This window comes from Flavobacteriales bacterium (assembly GCA_025210295.1).
Taxonomy (GTDB): Bacteria; Bacteroidota; Bacteroidia; order Flavobacteriales_D; family Parvicellaceae; genus S010-51.
The window spans coordinates 224840-243873 of record JAOASC010000026.1 but is presented as its reverse complement, the minus strand read 5'-3'; the positions used below and the strand labels follow the sequence as shown (position 1 = coordinate 243873).

Here is a 19034-nt window from a genome sequence, read left to right as displayed (position 1 = left end):
ACACTCGTAAAAGAATTAACCATCACATCAACGCTACTAGAAAGTTAGTGTTTAATCAGTTATTTTTTCCTAAACAAATGTTAAACTTGTTGAACAACAGTTTTAACATGTTGAACAAACAAAACAAGAAGCTAAAACTTGTGATTACGGTATTGAGAGATGGGGTTTAACCTATATACGATGATAGAGCTGTTACTGTGTTGTACTAAACAAAAAAAGCCGAAGATTAAATCTTCGGCTTTTCTTTGTACACGAGGCGGAAATATAACCCAAAAGCTATATCCCACTATTATCAATAGGTTTCTTTATCTCTAATTTTCGAGGGGAGGAATTAGGAGTTAAAACTCAGATATAATAGTTCCTCCGATTCCTTCAACATCTTTAAGTTCTTCAATTTTATTCACGTTCGCAACTTTAGGTAAATTTCCAGATTGTGCATTACCGAATAAACGATTAATACTGGTAGTTGTGTCTGCATCTTCCAATTCAAAATCTTCAAGATCTTCAAAAATACCAGCACGCTCTAGTTTATCCTTTAATTCTTCTCTGTCTTCATTAGAGTTACAATCACCATCTATAACTACTTCACTCCCCTCATTAATAACCTCTCTACGCTCTCTTCCAGCCACCTCTTGAACAATCGTTAGGTCTTTCTTTAATTTAGCTTTTAATCCTTTCATGAAAATTCGTTTTCAAATTAATATTAAGAGTCATCTCCTTCTATTTCTTCTTCGTTGTTTACTTCTAGCTTTTTAGTCAGCTTTTCAATAAATATCTCGTTCCTTCTTTTCGCACGCTCCAACAAGGAAGAATACTTAATAACCTCCATATAAAGACTACCTTTCTTTTCAACAAATAAGTTCGAGATTCCTTTATGGTTTCTAAACATATAATCATAGTGGTATGCCTCAACGAAATCTCCATCGTAAGCCTTAACGTCAAGGTGGTTTATCTTTTCTCCTATCAAATAACCATAGAACGTTATAAACTCAAACTCTGGCTTGCATAAGTTACGAAGCAAGGTGGCATAATTATTTATTTGCCCAAGATGCTTAGAGACATTTACATTCGGGTTTTTAAACTCGATAATTATACATTTAGATTCTTCGGGGAACAACAAGATATCAGGGCGTTTAGCAAGTCTATTTTCATTAAGGGAATTAACAAATTCTGTTTCCTCTTCGGTCAGATCATCCCTCAAGATTTTATCCCCATTTATTTTAACATCTTTCAACTCACTCTCCGAAGTTCCCCCGAAATAGATAAAGTCTTCATTTATCAGCCATAAATCACTTTGCTCAGGATTAACCGTAGATTGCTGGAATACTAGATTATGCAATAACTTTTCATCATCATTCCTGCCTCCGTCATTTTGCACCTCAAGTTGTCTTTCTAAAATCTTATTAAACAACTCCAAAACCAATTTTCTCCGAGCAACATAATGCGTTAATGCCGTCTTATTTTGCAAAGGAATAACTCGAACCAATTCTTCCACCTCTTCTTGCAACAAATCAAGATAATTATCCGAAGTGGTATCAAGCCTATCTAATCCGTCAATTCGATTCTTAATATTCGCATCAATTGCAGCAACCTTTTTCGCTTCATTAGAATAAACTTTTTCCAAAATCTTATTCTCGGTATCGTTGACAGATATTTTAAAATCAATATCGTCATCATCCAAAAGGAACATTTCTTTTAGTCTTTCAAAATCAGATTCGTGCTTTTCCTTTATCTCTTTAATTTCAGGATACATACGTACTAATGATTCGTTCACTGAAAGCTGAATATCATCCAATAAAATTTCGTCCTCCGAAAAAAGTTCATTACTACTAAATGTCTCGTACGTAGGAATTTTTAACATTCCTCTTTCATCGGAATCTCTGTCGTCAATATAATCGCTCGAAATCAAAAACATAAAGTGGTCGTCTCCTACTTTATCTTTTTTCGACAACAAGTCGAGATTCAATTCTATATTTTCTACGATCTCATCCTTACTCGTAAGATTAATTCTATTTTCATCAAGTCGACTTGCCGGGATTCTATAAGAGTTAATAGTAAACTCCTCAAATTCTTCAGTATGCTCAATCCTTCTACTATCGTTAGATATTCGTGAATAATTTAAAGTAATATTTTCAGTCTTATCTACATTCGGAATATCATATGCTTCAATCTCACATTCTCCCTTTAACTCTTCAAAAACGTAGTGCTTAATTAACATCTTAGGAAGAGTAGTTTTATTCGTACAGAAATACTGCAAGTATCTATCAAGCAAGCTAGTCTTTAGTTCATCAGCCGTCAAATCGTGGTAAATTCTTCTCGTACTATCAATTAGTCCATTAAACGTAACTCTAGTTCCATTATCACATTCATCACAAGAAGCATCAGACTTATGAAAGACAATTGCGTTATTATTCAAAAAATCATCAGCTTTCGATACAACAAATTCTCTTTTTCTAGTTTCGTTTTCAGTCTTATAGGTACTTACAAAATTTGTTCTTCCAAAATAATGGGCATACTGAATACGACCAGACCCTAAATTCTTATACCCCTTAGTAAAATCTTTATATCGGTTAAACCTCTCAAACTCCTCATTATTAAAGCCTATACCGTTATCTTCAATCGTTAACTTATCAAATACATTAGAACTATCCGTTGCCTGGGTAGACCGTATCGTTATAACTATTTCAGGAGCAAAATCATCTCCATTTTCCTCTCTAATTTTTATCGCTTCAAGAGCATTAGTAAATGCCTCATATACGGGTTGTAAAGCTAGACGAGCACGCTTAACTTCACGTAACACTCCTTTCCAAAGGACTCCATCATTCTCTACATATGTCTCATCGCTAAACTCCATCTTAAAAGGGTACGTTCAATTTACCAAATAGTTACAAATTTAACACAAAATAAAGAAGAGAGAACGTAAGCAATTTACGTTCAATTATATTTTCATAAAACGAGTTAATTGTTTATATTTGAGACTACCAAAATAGTCAACAATGGAAATTAAAACAATCGAGTTTTTACCATTCGTTTTGTAATCGTGCCATTCGATTTAACATCGCTCCATCTCACTGAAACCATATCACTATATCGAAAACCAGTATAACAAGAGAATAAAAAACGGTCGGCATTAACTTTCATCTTATCAGATAATTTAGGTCGAAATTTTATAATACGTTCGATTTCCTCTTCATCCAAATAGGCCGTTTTTTGTTCGGGTCTTTTCACTACAAACTTATCTGGAACATAAGGTGATTCTTTTAACAGTCCATCTCTAACCAATTTATTGATTACAGATTTTACATTCTTATGTCTTGCCCACGCTCCACCATTAGCTAAATTCGCATTAACTCTATAGTAATAATCAAGGTCTTAAATAAAATTCAAATCAATTTCATTAATCGAAATATTGCTTCGGAATTTCTTTAAGTGATTTAGAGTACCAGTATAACTTTTGACAGTACTTTCTCTTTCAGTTCTTCTTTTCAATTCTAAAAATCGCTCGTAATAAGCAAAGAAGTCATTCTCATCGCCACATTTATAGAAACGCTTAATCATTTCAGCGGTCACAACCTCATCTCGACCAATTTTATCTAAGTAGAAATCTTCGATTTTAGTTAGGTCTCTTCTCAACTTAGTTCTTAGATTCGCATAGTTCCCTTTCGGTTCGCATCTTCTCGCATCCCAATCTTTTAAATTAATCCAATTACCAGTTGACAACTTCATTACCTTACCATTCAAATCAACCAAAAAATAAATAGGAACTAATCCATTTTCTTTTTGCTTATCCTTTCTTACAACCGTTCTAATTTTAAACTTGTTTTTCATCCTAATCTTTACAAGCCCTATATCGAGATATTAATTTTTCATCAGGAAGATAGTTGTCATGTCATCATTTTCAAAGCATTCAACCCTTTATTCATGGGGATTTCAGCGATTTTATCTTTTTTCAAAAAAATTAAAGAAGTGCAAATTTCAAGGGAAAATGTATCGACCTCAATAGAACCAACAGAAAAAGAGGCTGCTTTTTACACGGGGGAATAAATAGGGGAAAGAATTTTGTCTAATTACGGCTTAACAAGGCTTATATAAAAAGCAAAAACCCCAGTAAATACTGAGGTTTTTTAGCAATCGTTTGCCTTTGTTAGACAAACTTGTACTCGAGGCGGGACTTGAACCCGCACGGGCTAATGCCCACAAGATTTTAAGTCTTGCGTGTCTACCAATTCCACCACTCGAGCATCAATCTTTCGACTGAAAGTTCATTAGAACTTATTGGTATTTTTCTGAGCGAAAGACGGGGCTCAAACCCGCGACCTCAACCTTGGCAAGGTTGCGCTCTATCAACTGAGCTACTTTCGCTTATTAAAAGCATTCAGTGTTGTATTTTTAATTGTTAACCCTATCTCGTTTGATTGGGTTGGCAAAGATAAGGAGTTTTTTCTTTTCTACAAGCTTTTTTTTGACTTTTTTTATAAAAAAAACTTAATTTCTTATTACACTACTGATAATCAGCACTTAATAAAATGATTATATTTTCATTCCCAGAACGGTAACATCATCAACTTGCTCCTCTTTTCTTTTCCAGTCGTTAAAGGTCTGTGCCAATATTTCTTTTTGTGCTTTTAATGGCTCTTGATGAATACGTAATAATAAGTCTTTAAAATTTCTTGATTTAAACTTTTTACCTCGTTCTCCACCAAACTGATCTGCATAGCCATCTGAGTATATGTAGACCAAATCTCCTTTCATCAACTGGAAATCATAACTATTAAATGGAGTCATAATATAAGTAAAACCTATTGGTTCTTTATCTGTCTTTAATTCGATTAACGCACCATCCCTAATGATTAAAATAGAATGATAAGCTCCTGCATAACGCATGTGTTGGGTTTCTTTGTTGATTTTTAAGACTATTGTATTCATTCCATCTTTATTGGAATGCCTATCGGCGTCTTGGGCTAATTCTAAGATAATTTTATCTCTAAGGATATTCAACATATCACTAGGTAAAATATTTTTCTTAGAACGCGTTATTTCATTAAGCATAGCAATCCCTAATACACTCATAAACCCACCTGGGACCCCATGTCCAGTACAATCAGTTACTGATAAATAATAATGTTTATCAAAAGTTTTTCCCCAATAAAAGTCACCACTAACAACATCTTTAGGCTGAAAATAAATAAAATGATTCGGTAACATTGGATTCAAATGCTCCTCTCCTTGTAGTAGTGCATTTTGAATTCTTTTTGCATAGTTTATACTATCCTTTATCTCGGTATGTTTCTTCTCGACTATGTTTTTTTGTATGGCTAATTGTTCATTTTTCAACAATACCTCTTTGTTGTGCCTAACCTTTATACGATAAGCGATAAAAGCAACGATAACGATAATTAAAAATAAGGCGATAATTACCATTAAATTTCTTCTCAACTCTTTCTTTTCAGCAGCACTTTTTAAGTTTTCTAACCTTTCATTATCGTAAAGCAATTTTGTCGTTAAGCCTTTCATCTCCTCTATCTCTCGCTCTTTCGTTAATAACATTAAATTAAGATCATTGGAACTTGAGGATTGTATATCATCAATAAACTGAATCATTTCTCCATCAAAACGCTTTTTAATAATCTCTCTTATCTCTTCCCTTTTTTCTAAGAAAAATAAGTCGACGATTGGTTTCCAATCTGAACTAATTGGAAAAATAAACCCGTAGCCCTCTCGTTTGGTTAAAAAGATATTTTGCCTTAACACATTGGTTAATTCATCTTGAAATTGAAAATATTGTTGTAACTCAATAAAGCCAAAGTAATTTTTCGTTGAATTAATTTTTTGAATCAATTGGGTACTCGATTTAATCGATTCGGTTTTGATTCCTGGAAATGCATCTTTGAGTTGTTTGACATTGTGCTCATAAGTTGTTTGAGGGATATACAATGCTGTTGCTCCTTTAAACCTTTTACTAAAATCAGCTGAGTCTGATACAATCGGTAAATTTTTATTAGAGATCACAACTTCAATATTGGGCATATAGGGAGGTGAAAAATGCACCTCTTCCTTTCGTTCATCAGTGATACTAAAAAAACAATAAGCAAAATCGAGGTTATTATCTTTTACATCTTGATACAAGCCTTTAAAACTTTCGGAATGAACATATTTACGATGAATTTTAACTTCCTTTTTTTGTTCTACATAATCAAAGAACAAGGTCATTAAATCGTATTCAAAGCCTCTATTGTTGATTTCATGCTTTTCTTTAGAGAAGTTATGAAACCCTATCTTTACTTCCCCCTCTCCCTCTTGAATCAATTCTATATAGGAGTTCTGCGCAAAGGAAAACTGAAATAATAATAATGTTATATATAAAAGCTTCCCTTTCATAGTGTCTTATTCAATATATTTTCAGCATGAATAATTTTGTGGAAATAAGGTAACGTTAATGCTTTTTGGGTTAATGAAAAGTGATTCATATTATGACAATCTGAACCAATAAAGTTAATGTAGTTATTATCTATTAACTTTTCTGCCATTTTTTTTACCTCAGGACCATAGTGCCCTGTTAATGAATTAATATTTAACTGAAACAATACTCCTCTATCTTTTATTTCCTGTATCTTTTCCCAGTTATCAAACCAAAAAGCATAACGTTCTACATGGGCAAGAACAGGCGTATATCCCTGAGTTTGCAGTTTCCATATAATGTCATTCAACATTGGAGGTTCTTGAAAAAAAGGCAACTCAAATAAAACATAGTTTTCACCAAAGGTTAATAAATTCCCCTGATCAATTAAACTTTCAAAATCAGCATCTAAATTGTATTCAGCAGCAGCTTCTACCTCAATGGTTAATTGTGCTTTTATTTTAGCTTCTCGAACTTTTTTTAAACCGCTTAGAATAATTTCCGGAGTATTTTTATAATAATCACTCATAACATGTGGTGTAGTGATTACTTTTTGATAGCCTAACTCCTGGAAGGACTTCAACAATTCTATTGTTTCCTCCATTGTCTTAGCACCATCATCGATTCCTGGAATTAAATGGGAATGTATATCTACTTTTAGTCCTGAAATATCTGCAGGTTCCCTCAATTCATCTTTCTTTCCTCCAAATATTTTCTTAAAAAACCCCACGATAAATACTAATTAACGATTTCTTCACTTCCTGTTCCTACTTCATCACAAATATATCCTTTGTTTTCACAAAAGTCAACCAAAGTACCTTTTATTAATTCCATAGCCTGTGCCGTTTCACTTTTAGGATACAATAAATGAACATTTGCTCCTGCATCAAGCGTAATGGTTAAATTTAAATCGTGTTTTGCTCTATATTCCCACACCTTTTCAATGATCTTAAGGGTATTGGGTTTCATCAAAATAAAATAAGGGTTAGAGGTCATCATCATCGCATGTAGCGTTAATGCTTCAGACTCTACAAGTTGGGTAAACGTTTTTAAATCACCTTCTTTTAGTGCCAGCTTTAATTGCTCCATATTTTCATGAGCTTGAGAAAATCGTTGTGCTGAAAATGGGTGACCATGCATTAAATCATGTCCAACTGTGCTACTTACCACTTTTTGACCCTTATCGACCAATAATATTGTATCCTGAAAGTCTTTAAACACTTCATGCGCACCGTCAAATGGAACAGCGACTAAATCAGAGCTTCCTCTAAACGATTTATTTTCTCCCCATACTACTAACTCTGGATAAACAGAACGACAGGCACTACCTGACCCTAAACGCGCTAAAAAAGATGCTTTTTCCTTAAAAAAAGACGCTTCCATAGAAGAACTCAATGCTCTTTCAATGGACAAAACACACAATGCCAATGCACTTAGGCCTGAAGCTGAAGATGCTATTCCACTACTATGGGGAAATGTATTTTGAGTGTGTATTTCTAACTTTAACCGATTAATGAAAGGCACATATTTTTCAATACGCTTAAAAAATGTTGCGATTTTAGGTTCGAACCCCTCCTCTCGTTTCCCATCAACAAAAACCTTAAAGGCTAATGATGTTGATGGTTCATACTTTATGGTTGTCAATGTATAACAATTGCTTAATGTAAAGCTAATGGAAGGGTTTGCTGGAATTTGATTTTCCTTTTTTCCCCAATACTTTACTAATGCAATATTAGAAGGACTCTTCCATGTTACTTCCCCTCTTTCTAATTCTTTATCTTCTTGATTAAAAATATATCTTGCTTCTACCATAACTTCTACAAATATAACGGATTTGCTTAAATAACGAGAATGTCTATAAAAAACAAAGCCACCTCATTAACATGAAGTGGCTTCTAAAATAAGTATTCTAATGAATTAATTTATTTAACGGCGTCAACTACTGCTTTAAAAGCTTCAGGGTGATTCATTGCTAAATCAGCTAAAACCTTTCTATTTAAAGAAATATTCGCTTTGTTTACTTTTCCGATAAATTCAGAATAACTCATACCGTATTGTCTAGCTCCTGCATTGATACGTTGAATCCATAAAGATCTAAAGTTTCTTTTCTTTTGTCTTCTATCGCGGTATGCATACGCTAAACCTTTTTCTAAAGCATTTTTAGCTACTGTATATACATTCTTTCTTCTTCCAAAATAACCTTTGGTTTGTTTTAGAATTTTTTTTCTACGAGCTCTACTCGCTACTCTGTTTTTTGCTCTTGGCATAATCTTCAATTTTTTTGGTAGTTAGTGTCCCTTAATTGGGCTCTTCTCTTCAGTGGACTAAATACCGGGTTAAATGATAATAAACCATACAAGCACTTTGCTTGTATTTATTTTTTGTTTTGGTTACCAACCTTTACGATTGATTAAGCACACAACTGTACTTTAATGTTTTTCACATCTGATTTGTGAACTAATCCAGACTTAGTCAAATTTCTCTTTTGTTTCTTAGCTTTCTTAGTTAAGATGTGGCTTTTAAAAGCGTGCTTTCTTTTAATTTTTCCAGAACCAGTAAACTTAAAACGTTTTTTGGCACTAGATTTTGTTTTCATCTTTGGCATTTGTTCTTCTTTTTTATAGTTTAGAATTACTTATTTTTCTTCTTAGGTGCGAAAAGCATAATCATACGCTTTCCATTTAACTGAGGCATTTGCTCTACAGTAGCATACTCCTCTAAAGCTTGAGCAAATCTTAACAATAAGATCTCTCCTCTTTCTTTAAAAACAATTGTACGACCTTTAAAAAACACATAAGCTTTTAACTTTGCTCCATCTTTAAGAAAGTTAATCGCATGTTTTAACTTAAATTCAAAATCATGGTCATCTGTATTAGGTCCAAAACGAATCTCTTTAATGACAACTTTCGTTTGTTTAGACTTCAACTCTTTCTGACGCTTCTTTTGTTCGTATAAATATTTTTTGTAGTCAATTATCTTACAAACAGGAGGCTTTGCATTAGGTGAAATCTCTACCAAATCTAACTCTTGTTCTTGAGCTAATTGTAAGGCTTTCTGAGTAGGATATATTGCAGGTTCAACACCTTCTCCTACTAAACGAACTTCAGGAACTCGAATACGTTCATTGATTCGATGTTGATCTTGTTTGACAACTCTTCCTCTGTAGTTATTTTTTCTTCTTGGTCTAATTGTTCTAAGTTTTTAATTAAACAATACATCAAGCCATAGGCAGTTGACCTACTCTTGAACTAATTTTTCATCTATTTCTTTTTGAATCAATTTAGCAAACTCTTCTAATGAAAAGCTCCCTAAATCTCCTTCTCCTTGCTTACGAACAGCTACAGTTTTCGACTTCGCCTCTTCTTCTCCTACAATAAGCATATAAGGGATTCTGTTTACCTCAGCATCTCTAATTTTCTTACCCATTGTCTCGTTTCGTTCATCAACAATTCCGCGAATATCGTAATTATTTAGCAAATTTAAAACTTCTTTTGCATATTCGTTGTATTTATCGCTAATTGGTAAGACTGAAATTTGTTCAGGATTCAACCATAATGGGAACTTTCCTGCAGTATGTTCAATCAATACAGCAATAAACCTTTCTAGCGAACCAAAAGGAGCTCTATGAATCATTACTGGTCTATGCTTTTGATTATCAGCGCCTACATACTCTAATTCAAAACGCTCTGGTAAATTATAATCTACTTGAATGGTTCCTAACTGCCAGCTTCTTCCCAAAGCATCCTTTACCATAAAATCCAATTTAGGGCCATAGAATGCAGCTTCATCATATTCAACAACTGTATTTAGCCCTTTTTCTTTAGTAGCATTGATAATAGCTTGTTCAGCTTTATCCCAGTTTTCTTCAGAACCAATATATTTCTCTCTATCTGTTTTGTGTCTTAAGGAAATTTGAGCTGTAAAATCGTTAAACTCTAATGCTTTAAACACATATAAAATAATATCAATAACACTCTTAAACTCATCTTCTACTTGATCTGGACGACAAAAAACGTGTGCATCATCTTGAGTAAAACCTCTTACCCTTGTTAACCCATGCAATTCACCACTTTGTTCATAACGATAAACTGTTCCAAACTCAGCATATCTAACTGGTAAATCTTTATACGATTTTGGTCTCGCTTTAAAAACTTCACAATGATGAGGACAATTCATAGGCTTCAATAGAAACTCTTCTCCCTCATGTGGTGTCTTTATCGATTGGAAAGAATCTTCTCCATATTTTTCATAATGCCCAGAACACACATATAGATCTTTATGGCCAATATGTGGTGTAACAACTGGTTCATAACCTGCTTGTGTCTGCGTCTTCTTCATAAATTCAATAAGACGCTCTCTTAAAGCAGCTCCCTTTGGCAACCACATCGGCAACCCCTGCCCTACACGCTGAGAAAAAGTAAATAAATCTAATTCTTTACCTATTTTTCTATGATCTCTTTTCTTTGCTTCTTCTAATAATACTAAATATTCTTTCAGCTCTTTGGCCTTAGGAAAAGTAATACCATAAATACGAGTTAACTGCTTATTTTTTTCATCACCCCTCCAATAAGCTCCAGCAATACTCATTAACTTAACAGCTTTAATATAACCTGTATGCGGTAAATGAGGACCTCTACATAAATCTGTAAAGTTCCCTTGTGTATAGAAAGTAATGTCTCCATCTTGTAAGTCTTCCAATAACTCTAACTTATATGGATCTTGCTTTTCTTCAAAATAAGCAATCGCTTCTGACTTTCCAACTGACTTTCTTATATACTCGTTTTTTTGACGAGCAAGTTCGAGCATTTTATCTTCTAGTTTCTTTAAGTCTTTTTCATGAATTTCATGCTCTCCAAAATCAACATCATAATAGAATCCATTTTCAATTGGAGGTCCTATTGCTAGTTTAATACCAGGAAAATAAAATTCTAGCGCTTCTGCCATTAAGTGAGCAGAACTATGCCACATCGTTGACTTCCCCTCTTTATCTTTCCACGAAAGTAAGCTAACGGTCGAGTCTTCGGTCAGTTCACGGGTCAAATCCCATACTTCTCCATTCACTTCTGCTGCAAGCACATTTCTTGCTAGACCTTCACTAATACTTTTAGCAACATCCCATGAAGTCACTCCGGCTTCATAAGAACGTTTGCTACCATCTGGCAACGTTACGTTTATCATTGATTTTTAATTTAATTCGAACGGCAAAAATAATAATATTTTTATTGAACCTGAGTAAAGGCTTACTTTTTTACCGAAATATTTCACAGCACTAACCTAAAAAAACAGTGCTATAACTTCCTAAAATTCATTATTAAATAGTTGGATTACACTTAATCTTCTAAGATTAATTTATAACCAACTCCTTTTATTGTTGAAATATAATTGTCTCCTATTTTTTCTCTTAGTTTTCTAATGTGTACATCAATTGTTCTTTCTCCAACCACCGCATCATTTCCCCATACAGCAGTAAAGATATTGTCACGTGTAAACACATTCCCAGGCTTAGACAATAATAATTTTAGTAATTCAAATTCTTTTTTGGGCAATACAATCTCACTTCCTTCACACAACACCACATAACGTTCTTCGTCGATTGATAATTTAGAAGATCCCAATGTTTCAACATGCTCTTGCTCTGTTCTTCTTAATAAAGCCTTCACTTTACTGACCAATACCCTAGGCTTTATTGGCTTAGTAATATAGTCATCAGCTCCTGCTTCAAAACCAGCAATTTGTGAATAATCTTCTCCTCTTGCCGTTAGAAAAGCAATAATAACCTGTTTTAACTTGCTATTTTTTCTCAGTTCTATGCAAGTTTCAACACCGTCCATTTCGGGCATCATAACATCCAACAATATCAAATCAGGCACAAATGAACTGGCTATATCAATAGCTGTTTTTCCATTATTAGCTATTTTTACATCAAATCCCTCTTTTTCTAAATTATATTTTATTAAGTCTAGAATATCCGTTTCATCATCCACTAATAAAATTTTTTTGGCCATAATTTTCTATTTTTTTATCCTACTACAAATATACTTCTTATACATTAACTGAATGTTAAGCATACCATAAAAACCAAAGAACAGCTGTAACATTTTTACCCCTTGATAAGTATTAAAATTACTAATTTTATCGACAATGAAACAACTTTTTATTCTAATCCTTATTATAAGCAGTTTTTCCTGCATTAAAAATCAACCGAAAAAAGTTGGTCTTCAACCATTCAATTCTTTTTCAAAAGAAATTTTAGACTCAATTACCCTTTCTATTGAAAACACCTATGATTTTAAAGTCTATTTACTTCCCCAAAAAAAGCTTCCAAAAACGGCCTTTACAACTGTCAAAACACCTCGATATCGAGCAGACTCAATACTTCGCTTCTTAAAACATTCCCAACCAGATAGTATCGACTATGTTTTAGGGTTAACACACCATGACATTTCTACCACCAAACGGGATGCTCAAGGAGCTATAAAACAACCTGAATACAAATACAAAGATTGGGGAGTTTTTGGGTTGGGTTATGTTGCAGGACCTAGCGCTATTGTTTCAACTTTCAGGTATAAAAAATCTACTCCATCCTTGTTCATTGAACGTATTCAAAAAATTTGCGTTCATGAACTGGGGCACAATTTAGGTTTACCACATTGTGAATCTGGTCAAGCTTGTGTAATGCAAGATGCTGCTGAATCCATAAAAACAATTGACAATGTCGACAATATTTTATGTTCTTCCTGTAAGCGTAAAATAAATCTCCATTAAATCTTTCAATTTTTTAATTGTTCGAAATTTTGTTTTTTTTAAAAATAGTTTAGTTTTACAAGTCTTATAAGACGTATAACACAAAAACTATCTTTGCGATATGAAAATATGTTTCATCATGTACCCTTGGGAAGAGGTAGACCCCAAAAAAGATTCTACATTAATTCTAATACATGAATGTGTAAAAAGAGGACATACTGTAGCTATGGCTACACCTGCTAATCTTACTATTAGGGATAGCCTCACGATGGCTCAAACAAAGGTTTTTAAAAAAGACCAAGAAGTAAAGACCAACCTATCTAGCTTTTATAAAAACGCACAACTTTCTGAGAAAATGTTACCCTTAGAAGGTTTTGATGTTATTTTTATGAGAGCCAATCCCCCAATTGACCCATTAGTTTTAAACTTTTTGGATTCAGTTAAGAACAATGTCTTCCTTGTTAACAGCATTAGAGGACTGAGAGAGGCGAACAATAAAATATATACTGCTTCGTATTACGATCCCAAAAGAGAGATTATTCCAGCTACTTATGTTTCAAAAAACATTAATTACCTTAAAAGCATCATCAAAGAGAATGAAGGCAGTAAAATGATCTTAAAGCCTCTTAATGGATATGGTGGAAAAGGAGTAATCGTATTAGAAAAAAGTGCAATGCAAAACATTAGCTCTTTACTTGACTTTTATATTAGTGGACAAGAAGGAAAACAGTCTAACTATGTGATTTTACAAGATTATGTAGAAGGTGCTGACAAAGGAGACGTTAGAGTATTGATGTTACATGACCAACCAATTGGTGCTATTAGAAGAGTGCCAGCAGAAGGTGATGCACGTTCAAACTTATCAGCGGGTGGACATGTAGCGAAACATTACCTTACAAAAGAAGAAAAAGAATTGTGTAGAAGAATAGGGAAAAAACTTGTTGCTGACGGGATATACTTTTCTGGATTGGACTTAATTGGAGGAAAACTCATTGAAGTAAATGTAATGAGTCCAGGAGGAATTGGAGACATTAATAAATTATATAAAGTCAAAATACAAAAAGACATCATTAACTACCTAGAAGAACAAGTGAAGAGCGAATACACGCTCTCAATACGAAAACAAGAACACCGTAAAATAGTTGATAATGCTTAGTCTTTCTGTTGAAGAAATTATAAAAAAAATAAACCGAAAAGAAGTTTTTGAGGCCAGAACTAATGACAATTCTTTTCAAATAAAAATAAACCGCTACGTCCCTTATGTTTGTACAGCTATCCATGCTGGAGGAAATTTAAGGCCAGAATTAAAAGAGAAAGCTGCTTTAAATGATTACGAAAGATGGTATGAGGAAGATCCTTATACTGATGAATTTATTGCAGCTCTTCCTATTACTTTAGTTGGTAATGACTCGCGTTATGAATACGACTTAAACAGAGCTCCTGAAAGTTGTATTTTTGAAGAAGCTTGGGGTAAAAAAGTTTGGACTAAGCCATTAACCAAAGGAGAGCGCCAGGTTTCTTTAAAAAAACACACCAACTATTATCGGGTAACTTACGCTTTGATTAAAAAATTAGAGGAATTATTTGATGGCTGTGTGGTTTACGACATGCACTCTTATAATTTCAGAAGATGGGAAAGAAAGGTTCCTGTTTTTAATATTGGAGCCGAAAAGGTTGATCCAAAATTTAAAGAACATATAATCTCTTGGAATAAAGAACTTGAGTCTATTACAATTCCTGAAATCGAAACGACATCTGCTATAGATGATGTTTTTAAAGGAAGAGGCTATAATTTAGCTTTTATTACTAAACATTTTGACAAAACTTTAGTCCTAGCAACTGAAGTCAAAAAAATATACTGTGATGAACTAGAGGGTATTGGCTATCCTAATGTGATTAAATCACTTAAAAGTTCTCTCAAACAAGCTATCCTAAACCATGCTAATGCTTTTGCCTTGTCTACCACCAATTGGCAATCTAAACGTAAAAGCACGTTACTAGACAACCAAATTGATCCTGAGGTTCTTAAAATTGACCAACAATTATACGAGATTGTTAAAAATTTTGAGCTTTTACAATTTGTTAACCCTATTAACATCGAAAAAGAGAAAAAAGCTTTCTTTAAGAGTAAGTATACTATTAATCCTACTTTTAAATATCGTCCAATAAAAATTGACCCCTATTTATTAAAAAGAAAGTTATATGCCATCAAAGCTGATAGGATTGAAGACATCGAAATTCAAAAGATGTACGAAACTACAATTAGTGCATACGCAGATAAAATTGATTTATTAGCAACCATTGGCACTAAACGCTTCTTATACAATTCTCTAGGATATTTTGGTAGCCCTAGTGACAAAGATTTAAGAAATGCGCGTTACTTAATGAGCCTGCCTCAAATTCCTGATGAACGAAAAACAGGAAAAAAACTAACAGCTATTGATGCTAAAAAAGCTTTTGAAGAAAGCTTTGATTTTTATGGTTTTAAAGCAAATGTAGGAATCAGTAAAGATTTAGCCGCTGAAGCCATGGTTTTAAATCAGCAAAAAAAAGTACTTGTTAAAGAAAATGCGCTGTTTAGCCAGAAAGAGTTAGACTTTTTAGTGCATCATGAAATTGGAGTACACATGGTAACTACCATGAACTCTAACCTACAACCGATAAAACTTTTCAATGTTGGAACCCCAGTGAATACCTATACCCAAGAAGGTCTGGCTGTTCTTTCTGAGTACTTATCTGGAAATTTAACATTGAAACGACTAAGAGTTTTGGCTCTACGAGTGATTTGTATTGACATGATGGTTAAAAAGAGTGATTTTAAGACTATTTTCAATTACATCACTAGTGAGTACAATATTGATAGAGATGATGCCTTTATGATCATTACTCGAGTTTTTAGAGGTGGTGGTTTTACAAAAGATTATTTGTATCTAAAAGGTTTTGCTCATTTTTACAAATTATGGAATAGTGGCTACGATTTAACTCCTTTATTAATTGGAAAGACCTCTATCAAAAACTACAACACCATTGTAGAAATGATGGAAAGAAAACTCATTAGGCGTCCTGAGTTTATTTCTGAAGCACTACTTAATCCTAACACTCAAAAAAATGGTACCATCCTTGAATATATTGTGAATGGGTTAATATAATAATGCTTCCTATACCTCTATAGAAATTGCCTTCAATTAAGTTTAGAGCACTTCATTTTTTTTAATTATATTTAGGGGTATTTATAGTTATAAAACATACACGATGAGTGAAAAAATAAAAATATTATTGGTTGAAGACGACATGAATCTTGGTTTTGTCATTCAAGACAGCCTTAGTTTATCCAACTATCATGTTCACTTGAGCAAAGATGGAAAAGAAGGGCTTTTAGCTTTTAACAAAGAGCAATATGACATTTGTCTCTTAGATGTTATGCTTCCTAAAAAAGATGGCTTTAGTCTTGCTGAAGATATTCGAAAAATCAATCAAAATGTTCCAATCATCTTTTTAACGGCAAAGTCACTTGCTGAAGATAAAGTTAAAGGTTTTAAAGTTGGAGCAGATGATTATATCACCAAACCATTTAATATGGACGAACTTCAACTAAGAATTGAAGCCATTTTAAAAAGAAGTGGTGTTACTGAAAAAGTCGAAAGTTCTGATATTCTTATCGGATCATATACATTTGATACTTCCAACTACAAATTACGTAAAGAGGGGGAGGAAGAGCGTAAGCTTACTAAAAAAGAAGCTGAAATCCTCAAACTATTAAGTAAACAAAAAGGTAAGGTTATTGAACGTGAACTGATTTTAAATATGGTTTGGGGTGATGATAATTACTTTAATGGTAGAAGCTTAGATGTTTTTATTACTAAGCTAAGAAAATACCTAAAAGCCGATGAAAACATCAACATCAAAAACATTCACGGAATTGGTTTTGTACTCAATATTGAAGCATAAAACCACCAACTCGAACAAAAAAAAACTCAACTAGCAATAGTTGAGTTTTTTTGTTTTATAAACTACTTTTCTTAAGCAGTTAAATGTTTTCTATTCATGTTGTAAAGAACAATAAATAAGATTGGGAAAACTAACCCCATTGCCATACTTCCTACCCCTGCTCCCACAGAAACAGAAGTAATAATCCCTGTAGCCATACCTACAACAGCTCCTGCTACATAAATCATAAACCCTTGAGCTTTTAACTTCCACATTTGTAATGCTCCATAAAAGCTCAAAACAGCAGCAATAAGTCCAAAAATAGACCATAAGATACCTCCACCAGCAGCTGCACCACCACCTAGAGAACCTAAGATAGCTCCTAAACCAATTATTGCAAATAAATAGGTTAAAATTCCTAATCCAGATCCAATAAACGTTAAAATACAAAGAACGGTTAAAAATGTAGGTCTCTCTCCATTTGGTTCACCAGTTGCTGAATCTAATAATTCTTCACTCATAATTTTGTTGTTTTAAATAGTTAATATGTGTTAATTTTTGTTAAGACAATTATACCACTATTTTTCTTATTAACAAGCAAATAACTAAATAATTTAGTCATTTATCTGTAATTGTTATCAACAAAACGACAATTAAATTGACAAAGAAATAGCATACCCTTCATGACTTCTTACGTTCATTACCGTGTTATCATCAAAAATCAAATACTGTCCTTTTATTCCTACCAGCTTCTTTTCAAACACAGGCACTTTATCTAACTTTAAACTTTTTACTGTTGTTGGATGCTCTTCAATAGGGTACTCAATTGTATGAATAGCATCATCTTCCAACACAAACTTTTTTAGTTCCTCTGGCAACTTAGTCAACAGCTCATTTTTTCTATCTACCAAGTTATCTTCGCTTAGCTCACCTTTCAGCATTCTTTGCCAAGCAGTTTTATCTGAAATATATTGTTTTAACTCTACTTCTATTAAACCAGCTGCTTGACGATATGGAGTTTCGGCTAGCACAATAACTTCAGAAGCTCCTTGATCAATCCAACGGGTTGGCATTTGTGTTGTTCGCGTTACTCCAACTTTTACTCCAGCTGTTTTAGAAAGGTAAACAACATGAGGCTTCAAATGATGCGCAATCTCCCAAGCTTCATCCCGTAACGCGATTCCTTCATGAATCCTGCTCAATTCTGGATTAATAATACTTGGAACAGCTAAAGGAGAGTTTTTATAAGCATCATAACTCAACCCATTACCAAAAGTCTTCTTTATTTTCTTCCCTGTTGCCACGCAATGTATCGCATGGTCAAATTGAATAGCAATCGTCTGACCAATCATTTCATTCATTGGAATAAAATGATTCGGCTCTAAAATATGATAAAGTGGCAATTGATACTCCACTTTCCCATTCACTAACTTTGACCTCATCTTTCTGATATTTCCGCTATACATACTCTTTCTTTTTTTTACGAATTTAATGAAACGCTATGATTTCTCATCACAAAAAAAGCCCTTTCCAAAAAAAGGGCTTTAAATGATTCTATCTATCTAAATAATATTTCACCAACAGTTAATTCATTTGAATCTTCGACACGAGGTGGGATTTTTGAATTAAATGATAAGCTTTAAGCACTACTTCTTTGATATTGTTAGGCATTTGATTCTCTGGTACTTTCACCAAAGCCTCTAGTCCTAAATCATTGCCAACAAAATATTGGAACTTTTTATCAGCCGACACTTCAATGGTAACAATAGAAACTTCTTTTAGACTTTTAATTTTAGTTGCTACTTTTCCTAATTGCTCATTTAATAGCACTCCAAAATTTTGACTATTGGCTATAACTTTTTCCAAATCATAAGTCAAATACAGCCCCTTAACAATTTCAGAGTCTACTTGATACTCTTTCAAGTCTCCATTTTCGTTTTTAACACTTAGCGCTATCATCTCCACA

General features: G+C 33.4%; 19 protein-coding genes and 2 tRNA genes. 4 read left to right on the top strand and 17 right to left on the bottom strand.

Annotated elements, in window-relative coordinates; genetic code table 11:
* Positions 1 to 338: 338 nt before the first annotated feature.
* The 14 genes from N4A35_08150 to N4A35_08085 form a co-directional block, all read right to left on the bottom strand.
* The gene (locus N4A35_08150; GenBank protein MCT4581371.1) at positions 339 to 680 is read right to left on the bottom strand and encodes a hypothetical protein; all 342 of its coding nucleotides are present in this window, start codon (positions 678 to 680) and stop codon (positions 339 to 341) included.
* Positions 681 to 703: 23 nt separating this feature from the next.
* Entirely contained in the window at positions 704 to 2854 is a 2151-nt protein-coding gene (locus N4A35_08145; protein ID MCT4581370.1) for an ATP-binding protein, read from the bottom strand.
* A gap of 149 nt (positions 2855 to 3003) precedes the next feature.
* Entirely contained in the window at positions 3004 to 3282 is a 279-nt protein-coding gene (locus N4A35_08140) for a hypothetical protein (protein ID MCT4581369.1), read from the bottom strand.
* Between the two features lie 90 nt (positions 3283 to 3372).
* Positions 3373 to 3828 (bottom strand): phage integrase SAM-like domain and Arm DNA-binding domain-containing protein, encoded by a 456-nt coding sequence (locus N4A35_08135; protein ID MCT4581368.1) that lies wholly within the window; start codon positions 3826 to 3828, stop codon positions 3373 to 3375.
* Between the two features lie 329 nt (positions 3829 to 4157).
* Positions 4158 to 4241 (bottom strand) — tRNA-Leu (locus N4A35_08130).
* Positions 4242 to 4289: 48 nt separating this feature from the next.
* A tRNA-Gly gene (locus tag N4A35_08125) sits at positions 4290 to 4362 on the bottom strand.
* Between the two features lie 168 nt (positions 4363 to 4530).
* Positions 4531 to 6378: a SpoIIE family protein phosphatase gene (locus N4A35_08120; protein MCT4581367.1), complete on the bottom strand. Its 1848-nt coding sequence runs from the start codon at positions 6376 to 6378 to the stop codon at positions 4531 to 4533.
* Positions 6375 to 7127, bottom strand: a complete 753-nt coding sequence (locus N4A35_08115; protein MCT4581366.1) for a histidinol phosphatase — start codon at positions 7125 to 7127, stop codon at positions 6375 to 6377. The genes N4A35_08120 and N4A35_08115 overlap by 4 nt, the downstream gene beginning before the upstream one ends.
* A gap of 8 nt (positions 7128 to 7135) precedes the next feature.
* Positions 7136 to 8209 carry a diphosphomevalonate decarboxylase gene (gene mvaD / locus N4A35_08110; protein ID MCT4581365.1) on the bottom strand — a complete coding sequence of 358 codons (1074 nt, stop codon included), beginning with the start codon at positions 8207 to 8209 and terminating at the stop codon, positions 7136 to 7138.
* A 110-nt stretch (positions 8210 to 8319) separates the two neighbouring features.
* Positions 8320 to 8664 (bottom strand): 50S ribosomal protein L20, encoded by a 345-nt coding sequence (gene rplT / locus N4A35_08105; GenBank protein MCT4581364.1) that lies wholly within the window; start codon positions 8662 to 8664, stop codon positions 8320 to 8322.
* Positions 8665 to 8807: 143 nt separating this feature from the next.
* On the bottom strand, positions 8808 to 9002 hold the full coding sequence (rpmI, locus tag N4A35_08100; GenBank protein MCT4581363.1) for a 50S ribosomal protein L35: 195 nt from the start codon (positions 9000 to 9002) through the stop codon (positions 8808 to 8810).
* A 26-nt stretch (positions 9003 to 9028) separates the two neighbouring features.
* Positions 9029 to 9586, bottom strand: a complete 558-nt coding sequence (gene infC, locus N4A35_08095) for a translation initiation factor IF-3 (GenBank protein MCT4581362.1) — start codon at positions 9584 to 9586, stop codon at positions 9029 to 9031.
* Positions 9587 to 9634: 48 nt separating this feature from the next.
* A complete protein-coding gene (gene thrS, locus N4A35_08090; GenBank protein MCT4581361.1) occupies positions 9635 to 11575 on the bottom strand; it encodes a threonine--tRNA ligase in 1941 nt (646 codons plus the stop codon).
* 152 nt (positions 11576 to 11727) lie between these two features.
* Positions 11728 to 12402: a response regulator transcription factor gene (locus N4A35_08085; GenBank protein ID MCT4581360.1), complete on the bottom strand. Its 675-nt coding sequence runs from the start codon at positions 12400 to 12402 to the stop codon at positions 11728 to 11730.
* A gap of 136 nt (positions 12403 to 12538) precedes the next feature.
* On the opposite strand from N4A35_08085, the gene N4A35_08080 reads away from it, so the two are divergent.
* The 4 genes from N4A35_08080 (at position 12539) to N4A35_08065 (ending at position 17089) form a co-directional block, all read left to right on the top strand.
* Positions 12539 to 13162, top strand: a complete 624-nt coding sequence (locus N4A35_08080) for an archaemetzincin (protein MCT4581359.1) — start codon at positions 12539 to 12541, stop codon at positions 13160 to 13162.
* A 100-nt stretch (positions 13163 to 13262) separates the two neighbouring features.
* On the top strand, positions 13263 to 14297 hold the full coding sequence (gene gshB / locus N4A35_08075) for a glutathione synthase (GenBank protein ID MCT4581358.1): 1035 nt from the start codon (positions 13263 to 13265) through the stop codon (positions 14295 to 14297).
* Complete coding sequence (locus N4A35_08070) at positions 14290 to 16290, top strand: flavohemoglobin expression-modulating QEGLA motif protein (GenBank protein ID MCT4581357.1); 2001 nt, start codon at positions 14290 to 14292, stop codon at positions 16288 to 16290. Before gshB ends, N4A35_08070 begins: the two co-directional genes overlap by 8 nt.
* Before the next feature lie 103 nt (positions 16291 to 16393).
* Positions 16394 to 17089, top strand: a complete 696-nt coding sequence (locus N4A35_08065) for a response regulator transcription factor (protein ID MCT4581356.1) — start codon at positions 16394 to 16396, stop codon at positions 17087 to 17089.
* Positions 17090 to 17160: 71 nt separating this feature from the next.
* Here the strand turns inward: N4A35_08065 and N4A35_08060 are convergent, their stop codons facing one another.
* The 3 genes from N4A35_08060 to N4A35_08050 all read right to left on the bottom strand — a co-directional run bounded on the left by N4A35_08060 (position 17161) and on the right by N4A35_08050 (position 19027).
* Positions 17161 to 17589 (bottom strand): hypothetical protein, encoded by a 429-nt coding sequence (locus N4A35_08060; GenBank protein MCT4581355.1) that lies wholly within the window; start codon positions 17587 to 17589, stop codon positions 17161 to 17163.
* A 132-nt stretch (positions 17590 to 17721) separates the two neighbouring features.
* Complete coding sequence (locus tag N4A35_08055) at positions 17722 to 18510, bottom strand: DUF2797 domain-containing protein (GenBank protein MCT4581354.1); 789 nt, start codon at positions 18508 to 18510, stop codon at positions 17722 to 17724.
* Between the two features lie 142 nt (positions 18511 to 18652).
* Positions 18653 to 19027 carry a hypothetical protein gene (locus N4A35_08050; GenBank protein MCT4581353.1) on the bottom strand — a complete coding sequence of 125 codons (375 nt, stop codon included), beginning with the start codon at positions 19025 to 19027 and terminating at the stop codon, positions 18653 to 18655.
* Between the last annotated feature and the right edge of the window lie 7 nt (positions 19028 to 19034).